The organism is Paenibacillus melissococcoides (assembly GCA_944800085.1).
In the GTDB taxonomy this organism is placed as follows: Bacteria; Bacillota; Bacilli; order Paenibacillales; family Paenibacillaceae; genus Paenibacillus_B; species Paenibacillus_B melissococcoides.
Window position 1 is genome coordinate 681,607 of sequence record CALYLO010000001.1, and the last position, 14,094, is coordinate 695,700.

Consider the following 14,094-nt stretch of genomic DNA (forward strand, 5'->3'; position numbering starts at 1 on the left):
CTTCTCTTACGGGGAGGAGGTCTATGTTCGGCAGATCGGAACGTTTTTTTGGAGAAGAGGCACAAAAAGTTCTAGGGCGTGTATGCAAACCTTAAGCCAACCAGATCATGGAAGAGGCCAGCTTTAAGAAGGCAACAAAAGTACAGGCCAATTTATCGTACCGAGTTGCCAGCCGACGATTATGTTTGAGTTTGTTGAACAGGCATTCGACCAGATGACGCTCTTTATACAACCACCAGTCGGTTGTACGTTGGATCGTGCGATTCTTCTTACTGGGAATGACGGAATGGGCCAGTTTCTCTTCCAAAAGCGCAATGATTTTATCGGTATCGTATCCGCGATCCGCCAAAACATGTTTACCTTGTATGTCTTGGGTTTGCAGGATCTCATAACCCGTTACACAATCATTGATGTTGCCTGCGGTTACTTCGAAGCGTAGCGGATTGCCAAGGCCGTCTACAACGGCATGAATCTTGCTGGTTAATCCTCCGCGTGATCGTCCGATGGCTTGGAATTGCTGCCCCCTTTTGCCCCCGCGCCGTGTTGGTGAACACGAACGATGGAAGCATCGAGCATAACACTTTCGTCATCGGGATTGGCAGCCAGAACGTCTAGCATTCGATCAAAGATGCCTGCTTTCTCCCAGCGGCGGAAACGACTGTAGACACTGCTCCAGGAGCCATAATGCTCTGGCAAGTCTCGCCAAGGCGCACCAGAACGAATCACCCAAAGCATGGCATTGAACATTTTTCGGTTATCGATTGCCGGACGTCCACCCTGTGGTTTCCGTTCCGGTGGCAAGAGGTCTTTGAGTCGTTCCCATTGGTCATCTCGTATCTCATATCGTCTTCTCATAGGATAAGTTTACCAGATATTTGGCTATTTCGATAGTTTGCGTACACGCCCTAGCAGGAAATCACGGGTTGGCGATCAAGGCCATTTTGGATTGGCTCAAATAACGAACTTCCATCGATACGAAGCGGCAGGCTCTTAGGAGACCATTTACACTGGTTCTTAAGAGTTTTTTTGCATCCAGCGGATCATTTGTGGTCCATTCGTAATCACCGATTGAACGATCGGACAGACTGAAACGTAATATAAGTACTTTACCTGCTGCAAGGCGAGAAGGGGGCGGGGGACACGTGGATCAGGAGCAGGAATGGATTCGGCAGGCCGTTCGCGGCGATACCGATGCGTTGGCCCATTTATTGCATAAGCACTATTCCTTTTTACACAAATATATGCTGAAGCTGACGATGAACCCGAGCGTGGCGGAAGAAGTCGTGCAGGACACGATGGTCCGCTGTCTTGAGAAAATACACACCTATAACGGGAAAATGAAGTTTTCGTCGTGGCTCATCATGATCGGCTCGCGGCTGTATATCGACATGCTGCGAAGGAGAAAGGTCGAGCAGCGTTGGCAGGAAGCGGAGCAGAAGCAGGCGGCGCGCCAGCTTCGCTATTATATGGAATCGAGCGATGTCGAATGGTCGTTGCTGCTTGAACAGTTGGGAGCATTGCCGGCCGAACAGCGCGCCCCGATTGTGCTCAAGCATTATTACGGATATGCGATTCCCGAGATCGCGGTCATGCTTAACGTGAATGAAGGCACCGTCAAATCCCGAATTCATTACGGATTGGAGAAGCTGCGGAAGGAGTGGAGCAAGGATGAACAAGCGCAATAAGAAGAAGCTGGATATCGCGATGACTGCCGAGCCGGGGCGGAACAAGCCGCACCCGACGCCTGCGGAACGGGAGGCGGACGCCGAATCGCTGGGCAGGCTGCATCAAGCGTGGGCCAGCCTTGATCAGGCCAGCGAGCGGAATGTGGAGATTCCGGATGTGGAACAGCTGCAGCGCATGCTGCACAGCCGCTCCCGGCGCAAGCGCAGCCGGCTGTGGAAGGAGCTGCTGCTGCTCTGGGGAGCGGCCTGCATTCTCGTCGGCGGGGGCTTGACGCTGGCCGCCACAGATTGGCGCGCCTTTGCCGGCTTCCAGGCGGCGGCTCTGGCGGGCGGGATTATGTTCTGTCTCTTCAAGTCGCCGATTCGTGCTGCGGAGGAAGGTGAGAGGGAATGAAACGGAATTATACGTTCCACGAAGTCGAGTGGTGGGTATGGGCCCTTATCGCGATTGTGTTGGTTGCGCAAGGCACATGGCTGTTCCTGGATGCCCGTAAGCGCGGGAAATATCCGTGGTTCTGGGGAATTTGGGGCTTCACGGGCACGCCGACGCCCCTATTGTGCTACTTACTGTTCGTCGTGAAGCCTTGGCGGAAAAAGCGCGATCGGAATCATCCGGACAGATGAAACGCCGGATGCGCGGCATGGGCCGCCATCCTGCTGCAGAACCGGAGCAGCCTTCTCCCGGATGGCCGTTGACGCGTTCGGGGAACGCTTCTGTTGGTATAACATCCCCCTCTATTGGGCCACACTATGGTTAAAAAAGTAAGAGGGGATTGTCATGACTCGAGAACATCGTTCCCATTCCCGGTTCTCTTATCGGGTAAAGCAATGGAAACAGGATATTCGCCGCATGAAAGGCCCGATCTGGTGGCTCGCCGCTATTGTATTATTTTTTGGTGCCCTGACCTTAGGAATCCGCATGTCGATGGAGATCCGTCAGCTCATTTACGAGCGGGAGACGCCCATCTCGATCGAAACATTCGCGGCGATGCAGGACGATGAGTTCGCCAAGCTGCATGATTCTTCCCGGCTCGTGCTTAATGAGCTGCTTCAGCAGGACGACCGGAAGCGCGAAGTCATTCATCGCCAGCAGTTTATTTGCGGCCAGCGGGAAGAGACGATGGGCAAGCATACTTCGGCTGCTATCATTCAATTGATGCTGAATCATCCGGATTGGGGCGCCACGATGGATGACGCGGGCCGGGTCATTATGGAGGAACAGATCGAGGAAATATCCGAACGCTGCAAGGATGCCCGCATCAGTCTCGACGAGGACGGGAATCTGACGCTGTACGAAGGCCCGCCCGAGCAGAAAAAAGTGATTCGGACCTTTTTCCAAATCGATGTCGAATCGATGGAGAGCACGCTCCCGCCCAATGTGCTCCAGCAGCTGTATGACGGCATTCTGATTACGGATACCGATGAATATCACAGCGTCCTGTCCACCTTCAGCGATTATGCGGTGGAAGCCTCGCAGAAAGTGATGAAGCAGGCGGAGGAGGCCAATTGACAGCCGGATCAGATACGAATGAGGACGTCCCTTCGGGCGTCCTTATTTAAGACTGTCGACAATGCTTTTGGCGAGCTGGGCCGCCTTATCCACGTTGTCATTCGTCAATTCCCTCATAGACGGTCGAATTCCAATCCGTAAGAATCAATTCCTTGTCAGGCAGCCCTTGCTCGGTCAGCAGCCTCATCTCCTGCACAAGCATGTCCCCGCAAATAACCCGGATTCGGAAGAAATTCCCATGAACTCCTCCAATATTTGGCGGTACGGATGCAACGGGAGCCGCGGCGGAGCGGCCGCTTCGGCGTGAAGCACCTCCTCGATATGGTCATGCGGATAGAAATGAAGCGGTATGAAGTCCGGCAAAAGACGGATTGCTGCGCAGAACGCAAAAAAATTCATCATTCGGCCGCGGGGAGCGGATGAGGATCCGTCCGGGCAATCTCTCCCGCGGCTCTAGTCATCTGCTCCGCCAAGACTGCAAGAATGCAGCAATTTCAATGATCTGAGGTGGCGAAAATAGGCTTGCTGCAAAAATACAGCAATTACCCTACGGCAAGGCATAAATGGCATTCAAAATGGCGAAATAATGTAATTTTGCAGGATTTTCTCGGAATTTGACCTCTTGAGGTAAAAAATGCTGCGCCTGTCAGGCTGTTGGAAAACCCCTGTTTTTTACGAAGTAATATCATTGTAATATCATTTTGCTGGGAAAAAGTGGTGTTTGGTGAGAGAGAATGGAGGGGGGATGGGGTCTTTGCTTTACCCCACCCTTCTGGCGAGATGTGTGGCTATCTTTTTTATGTTCTGTGCAGTGGCTGTCATTAGCACTTGCTCCTGCACCTTGTCTCTTCCCCGAAACCGGCAATAGCGAAGTCCATGGAGCACTTTGGCATCCGCGAAACTTCGCTCAATGGTTTGGGCGCGTAGGGCATAAACGGCTTTTCCGCTCTCACTCTGGAAGTTTTGAACTACTTTCTCTTTGTGTTCTTCCCAGATATGCCGTTGTATGGTGCGTTGTTTATTTTTGTTCTCGTTACACTTGCTCAATAATGGACAGGCAGCGCATTGTTTGGGATCGGATTTATAATCTCTGAATCCTTTTCGTGTTGTGGTGCGGTACGTGAGTTCTTGCTGGTTTGGACAGATAAAAACATTCTTTTCTGCATCATAATGAAATTTCTCTTTGGGAAATACACCGTGTTCACGGGTCGAACGCTCTGGAATAACTGCCGTGATGTTTAATTTGTTCGTACGGTAACAAACATAGGCCGTCATGTAACCAGAGTCGAGTGCAACGGCCTCCAGCGACTTTTCCCAGCCAAACTTCTCTATTTGATGTAGTAGACGATCCACATAAACAACCGAATCATTCACATTTCCAGGCGTAACGTAGCAGTCCGTAATCACGTTGTATTTATGATCTACGGTGCGGTGATCTAAATAATGAAACCCTTCCGGTTTTCCATCCCGATTCAGGTTTCCGCTATCCGGATCTGTTAAGCTAACTTTTTGTTCCTTGGTTTCGGCCTCCTCTTTGGGAGGCAGTGGCTTTTTTCCAAAAGCGACCCGATCCTCATTCACGGCTTGCTCCAGCTCTTGGAGATATTCATAAGGCGTACAAGTGACTTCTCGTTTCTCGTACCGTCCGTTATTGGCATTTGCCTTGATATGCGTGGAGTCGGTAAAGAGCAGCCGCCCTCCCACCATGTTGTGCTGAATCGCCTGCTGAACGATATTATCGAAGATATCTTGGAAGACGGTAGTATCCTTAAACCGATTTTTCCGGTTCCAGCTAAAGATCGAATGGTCAGGCGCTTTGCCGGAAAGCCCGAGCCGTAAGAACCACCGAAAAGCCAGGGAATCGTTGACGACTCGCTCCAGTTCTCGCTCTGAGCGAATGTTATACAAGTAGCCGATCAGCAGCATTTTAAAGAACACAATGGGATCCACAGATGGTCGGCCGTTCGACTCGCTGTAGTAAGGACGCACAAGGTCCAAAATAAAGGTAAAATCAATATGTTTATCGATATGACGAAGCAAGTGATCAGGGGCAACCATATGCTCAAGACAAACCAGTTCATAGTCCAGTTGTGGGTTGGGATCATTCGTGTAAAGCATACAAACACCGCGCTTTCCATGGATTATGATAAGAACATTATACCAAATTAACGCGGTGAATGGGTAATTAACATAGACTTTCTCAACACTCTGGCCTGTGCAGCAATTTCATGCGGGGACCAGCTTGCCCTAACCTGCTCTGCCTTCCCCGGCTCCGCCCTTCCTAAAAAAATAACTGTCGACAGGACTTTGTCGACAGTCTGGAATAAGGATGTCCCTTGGGGCGTCCTCATTTTTTGTCCGCTGCGGTGGAATGATAAGAATCGGCTGATTCCAATGCCGCAACTGGCCGGTTCTCGACACCGGAAGTAAATGGGGTTAACCGCCTCTAAGGAAGGAGGATGCGCATGGATATCGTGCTGATGCTCCTCATCGTGCTGACGGCGACCAAGCTGGCCGGAGATTTGACGGTAAGGCTGGGCCAGCCCTCCGTGCTGGGGAAGCTGATCGTCGGCATCATTGTCGGCCCTGCGGTCTTGGGCTGGGTGACCAACGGGGAGATCGTCCGCGACATGGCCGAGGTCGGCGTCATTCTGCTCATGTTCATCGCGGGTCTGGAGACTGACCTGGACCAGTTGAAGCAGAACTGGAAAGCTTCGGTTGCCGTCGCTCTCGGCGGCATTATTTTGCCCTTCATCGGCGGGTATCTCGGAGGGATTGCTCTCGGTTTGGATCAAGGACAGTCGCTGTTCATCGGGCTGCTGCTGTGTGCCACTTCCGTCAGCATCTCGGTTCAGACGCTGAAGGATCTCGGACAGCTCAGCTCCAGGGAAGGAACGACGATTCTCGGAGCCGCCGTCGTCGATGATGTTGTCGTCGTCATCCTGCTGGCCTTCATGCTGAGTCTTCTCGGAGCGGGAACGGATCAGGCTTCCCTTGGATGGATCGTCGGCAAGAAGGTCATTTTCTTCGCCGGGGCGATTGCCGCGGGCATCTACGCCGTGCCCCTCCTGATGAGATGGCTTGCTCCATTGAAGGTAAGCGAAGCGGTGATCAGCGCGGCGCTCATCATCTGCTTCGCCTTCTCTTATGCCGCGGAGCAATTGGGCGTAGCCGGCATTATCGGCGCGTTTGCCGCCGGTATCGCCATCTCGCAGACCGACTTCAAGCAGGAGGTGGAGCATCGGCTGGAGCCGATCGCTTACGGAATTTTCGTGCCGGTCTTCTTCGTCAGCGTCGGACTGGAGGTCACCTTCGCAGGGTTGGGTCAGCATGTTGGATTTATGCTGCTATTTTCGGTGCTCGCGATTGCCACCAAGCTGTTCGGCTGCATGCTGGGCGCGCGCATGACGGGCTTCGGCCGCCGGAGCGCGTTCGGCATCGGATCGGGGATGGTATCCCGCGGCGAGGTCGCCCTCATCATCGCCACAGCAGGCCTGGAGGGGGCGCTGTTCGACCCGGCCCTGTTCACTCCTCTCGTCATCATCATCATCGTGACGACGCTCGTCACGCCGCCGATGCTCAAATTGGCTTTTCGCCACGGCGGAAACCGTTCCTGAAGCCACTCGCCGCGGCCATCCGGCGTTTGGCCAGGCTTCGGACGCGGCCTTTTCATCCCCGTTCAAGCCTGCCAATTGCGGCGGAAAGACTCATTCTCTTCCTTACGATCTGTGTTATAATGGAGTGAACACATATGTTCGCTAGACACACACGGAATCGTTAGGGAGAGATTTTTTTTGCGAATATTAGGAATTGACCCGGGCATTGCCATTGTCGGCTTCGGATTTGTGGATAAAATCGGCAACAAGGTCATTCCCGTACAATATGGCTGTATCCAGACCGATTCGGCTACCGCTTCGGAGATTCGGCTGCTGCAGGTGTTCGAAGCGGCGGAGGAATTGCTGGACCGGTATAAGCCGGACGCGATGGCGATCGAGAAGTTGTTCTTCAACCGCAACGTAACGAATGCCTTCAGCGTAGGACAAGCCCGCGGCGTCGTCATTCTCGCGGCCGCGAAGCGGGGCATTCCGATCGGGGAGTACACCCCGATGCAGGTGAAGCAGGCGGTAGTCGGTTACGGCAACGCCGAGAAGAGACAGGTGCAGGAGATGGTGCGGCTGCTGCTGAAGCTGAAGGCGATACCGAAGCCGGACGATGTGGCGGACGCCTTGGCCGTGGCGCTATGCCACGCCCATTCCAGCGGATTACATAACAAATTGAACGGAGTATTGCGTCCATGATTGATTTTGTTCGCGGACCGGTGGTCCATTGGGAAGCCGATTATGTGGTATTGGATGTTCAAGGGATCGGATATCGCATCTATACGCCGAACCCGTACGCGTTTGCGAAGTCGGAGGCGGCCGTTACGGTATATACGCATCATCATGTGCGGGAGGACGCGATTCTGCTGTTCGGGTTCGCGTCGCGGCAGGAGCAGAAGCTGTTCCGCCGCCTGATCGAGGTCAGCGGCGTCGGACCGAAGGTGGCGCTCGGCATTTTAAGCGCGGGGAATCCGGATTCGGTCGTGGCGGCGATTCAGCAGGAGAACTATTCGTTCCTGACGAAGCTGCCCGGAATCGGGAAGAAGACGGCTCAGCGCATCGTGCTTGATTTGAAGGACAAGCTGGACGGCATGGGCTGGGATATCGACCCGGGAGCGCTGTTCGCAGAGGTGCAGACGATCGAGGGCGATCGGGAAGACGGCGCGTGGGACGAAGCCCGCGAAGCGCTGAAGGCGCTTGGGTACAAGGACGTGGAACTGGAACGGGTCTGGAACGATCTGCAGCATCGCGTCCATGCGGACGAGTCGGTCGACTCGCTCATGAAGAAGGCGCTGCAATTGCTGTTCACAGGGTAAGGAGAGGCGGTACAGATGGAAGAACGCATCATTTCAGCCAATTATATGATGGAGGATCAGGCGGTCGAGTTGAGCCTGCGTCCGCGTTATTTGTCTGAATACATAGGGCAGAACCAGGTGAAGGACAATCTGAAAATATTCATCGAAGCGGCCAAAATGCGCAAGGAAGCGCTCGATCACGTGCTGCTGTACGGTCCGCCCGGATTGGGCAAGACGACGCTGTCCAACATTATCGCCAACGAGATGGGCGTGAACATCCGCACGACCTCGGGTCCGGCTATCGAGCGGCCGGGAGACTTGGCGGCCTTGCTGACCAATCTGCAGGAAGGCGATGTGTTGTTCATCGATGAGATCCACCGGCTTCACCGGACGGTGGAGGAAGTATTGTATCCGGCGATGGAGGATTTCGCGCTCGACATCATTATCGGCAAAGGCCCGAGCGCGCGCTCCGTCCGCCTCGATCTGCCCCGCTTTACTCTTATCGGGGCAACGACGCGGGCAGGCCTGCTCTCGGCGCCGCTTCGCGATCGCTTCGGCGTCGTCAGCAGGCTGGAATATTACAGCAAGGATGAGCTTAGCTTCATCGTGAGCCGCGCCGCCGATATTTTGGATGTCCCGATTACAGGCGAGGCAAGCGACGAGATCGCGATCCGCTCGCGGGGCACGCCGCGGATTGCGAACCGGCTGCTGAAGCGTGTGCGCGACTTCGCTCAAGTGCGCGGCGACGGGATTATCACGCCGGCCTTGGCGGGGGAAGCGCTGCACTTGATCCAGGTCGATGCGCTCGGCCTCGACGCGATCGATCACAAGATGCTTCAGGCGATGATCTCCCATTTCCGCGGCGGTCCGGTCGGGCTGGATACGATTGCCGCGACGATCGGGGAGGAGAGCCAGACAATCGAAGATGTATATGAACCTTATCTGCTGCAGATCGGATTTCTGCAGCGGACGCCCCGAGGGCGCATGGTTACGCATCAGGCATACCACCATCTAGGATTGCCCATTCCAGAGAAATAAATTCATCCGCTATCGATAGTAATTATTTGTCCCGACAGACCTTTGAAAAGACAGCACATCAACATCAACTAGACAGGACAAGCAGGAAGGGGAACTGAAGAATATGACAACCACCTACCGGAATGTGATTCGAAGAACCGTCACCGGCGCCGTAGCGGGCACGCTGCTGCTCGGGGGAGCCGCGATGCTGCCTGCAGGAGGCTTCCCTGCGGCGCCGGCGGTTGCTTTTGCAGACAATGGACAAGCGGCCAAGGCGGGAGCCAAGTCACCGGAGCAGATCGTATCGGAGCCGATTCGTGTCGCCTTATTCGCCGATTTGGGCAGCCGCTCGCCGGGCCAGACGCCTCAGGTGACCTTGAATTCAACCGTCGGGCTTCAGATCGGAGCCCGCGGAGCCGGAGCGTCAGGAACGTTGAAGGCGGAGGGGACGATCCGCTTCAGTGCCGATGATTACAAAATCAAGCTGTACGAATCGAAGAACAAGGCGGCCGCTCTGGCGGTCCTGAAGCAAGCGGATGCGAAGGACACCGCCGTCATGATTGAATTCAGCCGCCGCGGCGCCGCATTCTATGCGGTCTATGCGGGCAGCTACACGACCGAGAAGGCGGCCGGTCAGGCGCTTGACCGGATGAAGGACGATCAAGCCTTGATGGAACTGGTGCAGGACTACAAGCCCAGAGTAGCAGGTCCGAATTATGTGCAGGCCGGAACCTATTCGTCCGAGAAGGAGGCGGCATCAACGCTGAAGACGCTGCTGGATGCCGATATCGACGCCTATCTCGTGACGATACCGGACAACGGGAAGAACCGGGCAGCGGTATGGGCCGGACAAGCGGCGTCCGCAGCCGATCTGGCCGACATTAAGAAGAAAATGGCCCAGGCCTCCTTGACAGCCTCAACTCCGCAGGCGGAAGGCGCACTTATACATATGAAGGAAGCCGGCGAAGACCAGCCGATTACGCATTACCGCGTGAACGGCGACGCCAAATGGATGGTGTCAACGAGCACGCCGAGCACGATGCAGGTCACAGAGCGCTACGGCCGGGCCTATCGCGGCGATATGGAGGTCAGTCTTCACAAGGATAAGCTGGCGCTCGTCAATGAGGTTCCGCTTGAGCAATATTTGGTCTCTGTGGTAGGAGGCGAGGTGTATGCCGAATGGCCGCAGGAAGCGCTGAAGGCTCAGGCGGTCGCGGCGCGGACGTTCGCGCTCTACCAGAATGACAAGTTCGAGATTGCCAATGTGGTCGATACGACGTTAAGCCAGGCGTACTTCGGGGTAGAGAAGGAGCATGCCAACATCCGCAAAGCGGTCGAAGCGACGGCAGGGGAAGTGCTCATGCAGGACGGGAAGCTGATCGAAGCCATCTACCATTCCAATGCCGGAGGGAAGACCGCCGATCCGAGCGAGATCTGGGGCGGAGACTATGGCTATTTCCAGGTGGTTGACAGCCCGGACGAAGGGGTGCTGGAGGGCAAAAAATCATGGTTCCAGGTGATCCTGCCGGACGGAAAGAGCGGTTATGTGCGGGAAGATGTCGTTCGTCCGGTGAACCGCAACAATGAAGCCGGCTTCGAGCAGGTCACCGCGATTGAGGACGGAACGAACGTAAGACCGATCCCCGCGATTCAATCGAACGTCGCTCCCGTAGCGAAGGTGAACGAGGGGACGGAGATGACCGTCATCGATACGGTGCCGGAATCGACCGAGATGAATTGGGTCCGCGGGCCATATACCTCTTCCCAGATTACCGCCTGGCTCAAGGAGCGGACCAAGACGGAGCTGAACGGACCGGTAACGAGCTTGAAGATTACCGAGCGCGGACCTTCGGGGCGCGTGACCAAGATCGAAGCGAACGGCGTTCCTGTCGGGGTGAGCTATCCGGACAATTTCCGCAGCGCGTTCGGCGGCTTGCCGAGCACGCTATTCGATATCGTGCCGGCCGGGACCGCCGCTGTGATCGGCGCGGACGGCAAGGTGAAGGACACGAAGCTGGCGGGTTCGGCAGCCCAAGGCTCCGGCGACGCCAGCGGATCGCCTCTGCCATCGGACTCGGTGGCCGTTGACGGCAAGGGCAAGGCGGAAGTGCTGTCGAAGGAGCCATCCTTCCTGTTCGTCGGACACGGCAACGGCCATGGCGTCGGCATGTCGCAATGGGGGGCGAAGGGTCTGGCCGACCTAGGGTATGACTATGAAGCGATCTTGAAATACTACTATAAAAATGTAGATTTAGTGAAACGGTAGGGCATAAACAACATGGATGTAAATTTATTTGATTTTCACTTGCCGGAACGCCTCATCGCTCAGACGCCGCTGCCGGATCGAACGGCATCGCGCCTGTTGGCATTGAACCGGCGGACCGGAGAAGTGGAGCACCGGACTTTTCCCGATATTATTGAATACTTGAAGCCGGGGGATCTGCTGGTTCTGAACGATACGCGGGTCATCCCGGCCCGCCTGTACGGCGTCAAGCCGGACACGGGCGGGCATGTCGAGGTGCTGCTGCTGAAGCAGGAGCAGGATGATGTATGGGAAGTGCTGGTGAAGCCGGCCAAGCGGTTGAAGAAGGGGGCAACCGTCCACTTCGGGGACGAGCTGACGGGGACCGTCATCGAGGAGCGCGACATGGGCGGGCGGCTCATCCGCTTCGAGTATGCGGGCATCTTCAATGAGATTCTCGATCGGTTGGGGCAGATGCCGCTTCCTCCATACATTAAGGAACAGTTGGAAGACCGGGAGCGTTATCAGACGGTATACGCGAAGCGCGAAGGCTCGGCTGCGGCTCCGACAGCGGGTCTTCATTTTACGGACCGCATCCTGGAGCAGATTCGGGCCAAAGGGGTGCGCATCGCCATGATCACGCTTCATGTCGGTCTCGGCACGTTCCGGCCGATGTCGGCGGACGTGGTCGAGGAGCATGTGATGCACGCCGAATATTATGAGATGTCCGAGGAGACGGCGGCGCTCATTAACGAGACGAGAAGCTCGGGCGGCCGGATCATCGCGGCCGGCACCACTTCATGCCGGACGCTGGAGACGGTAGCCGGCCGTTACGGTGCAGAGCCGGTGGCGGCATGCTCGGGCTGGACGGATATTTTTATCTACCCGGGATACGAATTCCGGCTTGTCGACTCCCTGCTGACGAACTTCCATCTGCCGAAGTCGACCCTGGTGATGCTCGTCAGCGCCTTCGCCGGCCGGGAGCATATTATGGCGGCTTACCGGGAAGCGATAGAACAAGAATACCGGTTCTTCAGCTTCGGCGATGCGATGTTTATCTTCACAGACGACTAACCTACTTACGACAAGGATGATGAACGATGGCAGCAGCAGTAACCTATGAATTGATTAAGACATGCAAGCAGACCGGCGCGCGCCTGGGCATCGTCCATACGCCGCACGGTTCGTTCGAGACGCCAACCTTCATGCCGGTCGGCACCCAGGCGACGGTCAAGACGATGAGCCCGGAAGAATTGAAGGAGATGAACGCGAAAATTATTTTGAGCAATACGTATCATCTTTTTCTGCGGCCGGGACATGAGATCGTACGGGAAGCGGGCGGCTTGCATAAATTCATGAACTGGGACCGCGCGATCTTGACGGACAGCGGCGGATTCCAGGTTTTCAGCTTAAGCGATATGCGCAATATTGAAGAGGAAGGCGTTCATTTCCGTTCCCATCTGAACGGAGACAAGCTGTTCATCTCCCCGGAGAAAGCGATGGAGATTCAGAACGCGCTCGGTTCCGACATTATGATGGCGTTCGACGAGTGCGCTCCGTATCCTGCCGAGCGCAGCTACGTAAAGCATTCGCTGGAGCGGACGACCCGCTGGGCGGAACGATGCCTGAACAGTCATGCGAGACCGCATGATCAGGCGCTGTTCGCTATCGTGCAGGGCGGAATGTATGAAGATCTGCGCATACAGAGCGCCAAGGATTTGACTTCGATGGATTTCCCGGGGTATGCTATTGGAGGACTCAGTGTGGGCGAGCCGAAGCCGTTGATGTATGAGGTATTGGAGACGACGGTGCCCCTCTTGCCTGACAGCAAGCCGCGATACTTGATGGGCGTCGGATCGCCGGATGCATTGGTGGAAGGATCGATGCGCGGAATCGACATGTTCGATTGCGTCCTGCCTACCCGTATCGCGCGCAACGGGACAACGATGACGAGCCAAGGCCGTCTCGTCGTGCGGAATGCCAAGTTCACAAGGGATTTCGGACCGCTTGATCCGAACTGCGATTGTTATACGTGCCGCAATTATTCGCGGGCGTATCTCCGCCATTTGATTAAGGCGGATGAGACGTTTGGCTTGCGCCTGACGACGTATCACAATTTGTACTTCCTGTTGAATCTGATGCGTCAAGTTCGTGAAGCCATTCGCGAAGATCGGTTGCGTGACTTCCGGGATGAATTTTTTGAAGCTTACGGAATGGATCGCAACGAGAGCGGCTTTTAATGGACCGCCGATGGCTGAGTGCGCAGATAGACAAGGGCATTGGCAGGAGGAGTCCATACATAGGTTAACCATTTGGAGAAAGGGGGATTGTCCATGTTTTTAGCCGGAGCAGCTGATCCGGGCGCTGGCGGCGGGTTGTTGACGATGCTGCTGCCATTCGTTTTGATGTTTGCGGTGTTCTATTTCCTGTTGATCCGCCCGCAGCAGAAGAAGCAGAAGCAGCGCAATGCGATGCTGAACCAGTTGAAAAAAGGGGACAAAATCGTGACGATTGGCGGCCTTCATGGCACGATTATGGAGATTACCGACGACATCGTCGTTCTTCGCGTCAATGATGTTACGAAGATGACATTTGACCGCAATGCGATTAGCACGGTGGTCAAGAGCGAGGAAGCCGCAAGCGCGTCATCATAATCTTGTCGCCTTTTACCGAACACGATTTTTATCGCATCATGCATACAGTGATGTCTCGTCAGAGACATCGCTTCAGACTGTCGACAAAGTCC

15 protein-coding genes are annotated in these 14,094 nt (G+C 55.2%); 13 read left to right on the top strand and 2 right to left on the bottom strand.

Annotation, left to right across the window (positions count from 1 at the left end; genetic code table 11):
* Positions 1–91: 91 nt before the first annotated feature.
* Positions 92–855 (bottom strand): IS5 family transposase gene (locus OCY70_RS03190; RefSeq protein ID WP_390905211.1). Its coding sequence is split into 2 segments (ribosomal slippage): positions 92–519 and positions 519–855, totalling 765 coding nucleotides; the frame shifts between segments, so codons are not numbered across the junction.
* 287 nt (positions 856–1,142) lie between these two features.
* Here OCY70_RS03190 and sigY point away from each other — a divergent pair.
* The 5 genes from sigY (at position 1,143) to OCY70_RS03215 (ending at position 3,618) form a co-directional block, all read left to right on the top strand.
* A complete protein-coding gene (sigY, locus tag OCY70_RS03195; RefSeq protein WP_213431400.1) occupies positions 1,143–1,685 on the top strand; it encodes an RNA polymerase sigma factor SigY in 543 nt (180 codons plus the stop codon).
* Complete coding sequence (locus OCY70_RS03200) at positions 1,669–2,079, top strand: YxlC family protein (RefSeq protein ID WP_213431401.1); 411 nt, start codon at positions 1,669–1,671, stop codon at positions 2,077–2,079. Before sigY ends, OCY70_RS03200 begins: the two co-directional genes overlap by 17 nt.
* Positions 2,076–2,309 (top strand): sigmaY antisigma factor component, encoded by a 234-nt coding sequence (locus OCY70_RS03205; protein WP_213431402.1) that lies wholly within the window; start codon positions 2,076–2,078, stop codon positions 2,307–2,309. The genes OCY70_RS03200 and OCY70_RS03205 overlap by 4 nt, the downstream gene beginning before the upstream one ends.
* Positions 2,310–2,463: 154 nt before the next feature.
* Positions 2,464–3,195, top strand: coding sequence for a BofC C-terminal domain-containing protein (locus tag OCY70_RS03210; protein ID WP_213431403.1), 732 nt, complete (start codon positions 2,464–2,466; stop codon positions 3,193–3,195).
* Between the two features lie 267 nt (positions 3,196–3,462).
* Positions 3,463–3,618, top strand: a complete 156-nt coding sequence (locus OCY70_RS03215; protein WP_213431404.1) for a hypothetical protein — start codon at positions 3,463–3,465, stop codon at positions 3,616–3,618.
* A gap of 336 nt (positions 3,619–3,954) precedes the next feature.
* Here OCY70_RS03215 and OCY70_RS03220 read toward each other — a convergent pair whose 3' ends face one another.
* The gene (locus tag OCY70_RS03220) at positions 3,955–5,313 is read right to left on the bottom strand and encodes an IS1182 family transposase (RefSeq protein ID WP_261944512.1); all 1,359 of its coding nucleotides are present in this window, start codon (positions 5,311–5,313) and stop codon (positions 3,955–3,957) included.
* 347 nt (positions 5,314–5,660) lie between these two features.
* Between OCY70_RS03220 and OCY70_RS03225 the strand changes: the two genes are divergently transcribed.
* The 8 genes from OCY70_RS03225 to yajC all read left to right on the top strand — a co-directional run bounded on the left by OCY70_RS03225 (position 5,661) and on the right by yajC (position 14,002).
* Positions 5,661–6,812 (top strand): cation:proton antiporter, encoded by a 1,152-nt coding sequence (locus OCY70_RS03225; RefSeq protein ID WP_213425874.1) that lies wholly within the window; start codon positions 5,661–5,663, stop codon positions 6,810–6,812.
* 177 nt (positions 6,813–6,989) lie between these two features.
* Entirely contained in the window at positions 6,990–7,493 is a 504-nt protein-coding gene (gene ruvC / locus OCY70_RS03230; protein WP_213425873.1) for a crossover junction endodeoxyribonuclease RuvC, read from the top strand.
* The gene (ruvA, locus tag OCY70_RS03235) at positions 7,490–8,110 is read left to right on the top strand and encodes a Holliday junction branch migration protein RuvA (protein WP_213425872.1); all 621 of its coding nucleotides are present in this window, start codon (positions 7,490–7,492) and stop codon (positions 8,108–8,110) included. Before ruvC ends, ruvA begins: the two co-directional genes overlap by 4 nt.
* Positions 8,111–8,125: 15 nt before the next feature.
* Positions 8,126–9,127, top strand: a complete 1,002-nt coding sequence (gene ruvB / locus OCY70_RS03240) for a Holliday junction branch migration DNA helicase RuvB (protein ID WP_213425871.1) — start codon at positions 8,126–8,128, stop codon at positions 9,125–9,127.
* 103 nt (positions 9,128–9,230) lie between these two features.
* Complete coding sequence (locus OCY70_RS03245) at positions 9,231–11,372, top strand: SpoIID/LytB domain-containing protein (RefSeq protein WP_213425870.1); 2,142 nt, start codon at positions 9,231–9,233, stop codon at positions 11,370–11,372.
* A 12-nt stretch (positions 11,373–11,384) separates the two neighbouring features.
* Positions 11,385–12,422, top strand: coding sequence for a tRNA preQ1(34) S-adenosylmethionine ribosyltransferase-isomerase QueA (gene queA / locus OCY70_RS03250; protein ID WP_213425869.1), 1,038 nt, complete (start codon positions 11,385–11,387; stop codon positions 12,420–12,422).
* A 26-nt stretch (positions 12,423–12,448) separates the two neighbouring features.
* Positions 12,449–13,588, top strand: a complete 1,140-nt coding sequence (gene tgt, locus OCY70_RS03255; RefSeq protein WP_213425868.1) for a tRNA guanosine(34) transglycosylase Tgt — start codon at positions 12,449–12,451, stop codon at positions 13,586–13,588.
* Between the two features lie 93 nt (positions 13,589–13,681).
* On the top strand, positions 13,682–14,002 hold the full coding sequence (gene yajC, locus OCY70_RS03260; protein WP_213425867.1) for a preprotein translocase subunit YajC: 321 nt from the start codon (positions 13,682–13,684) through the stop codon (positions 14,000–14,002).
* Positions 14,003–14,094: the final 92 nt, after the last annotated feature.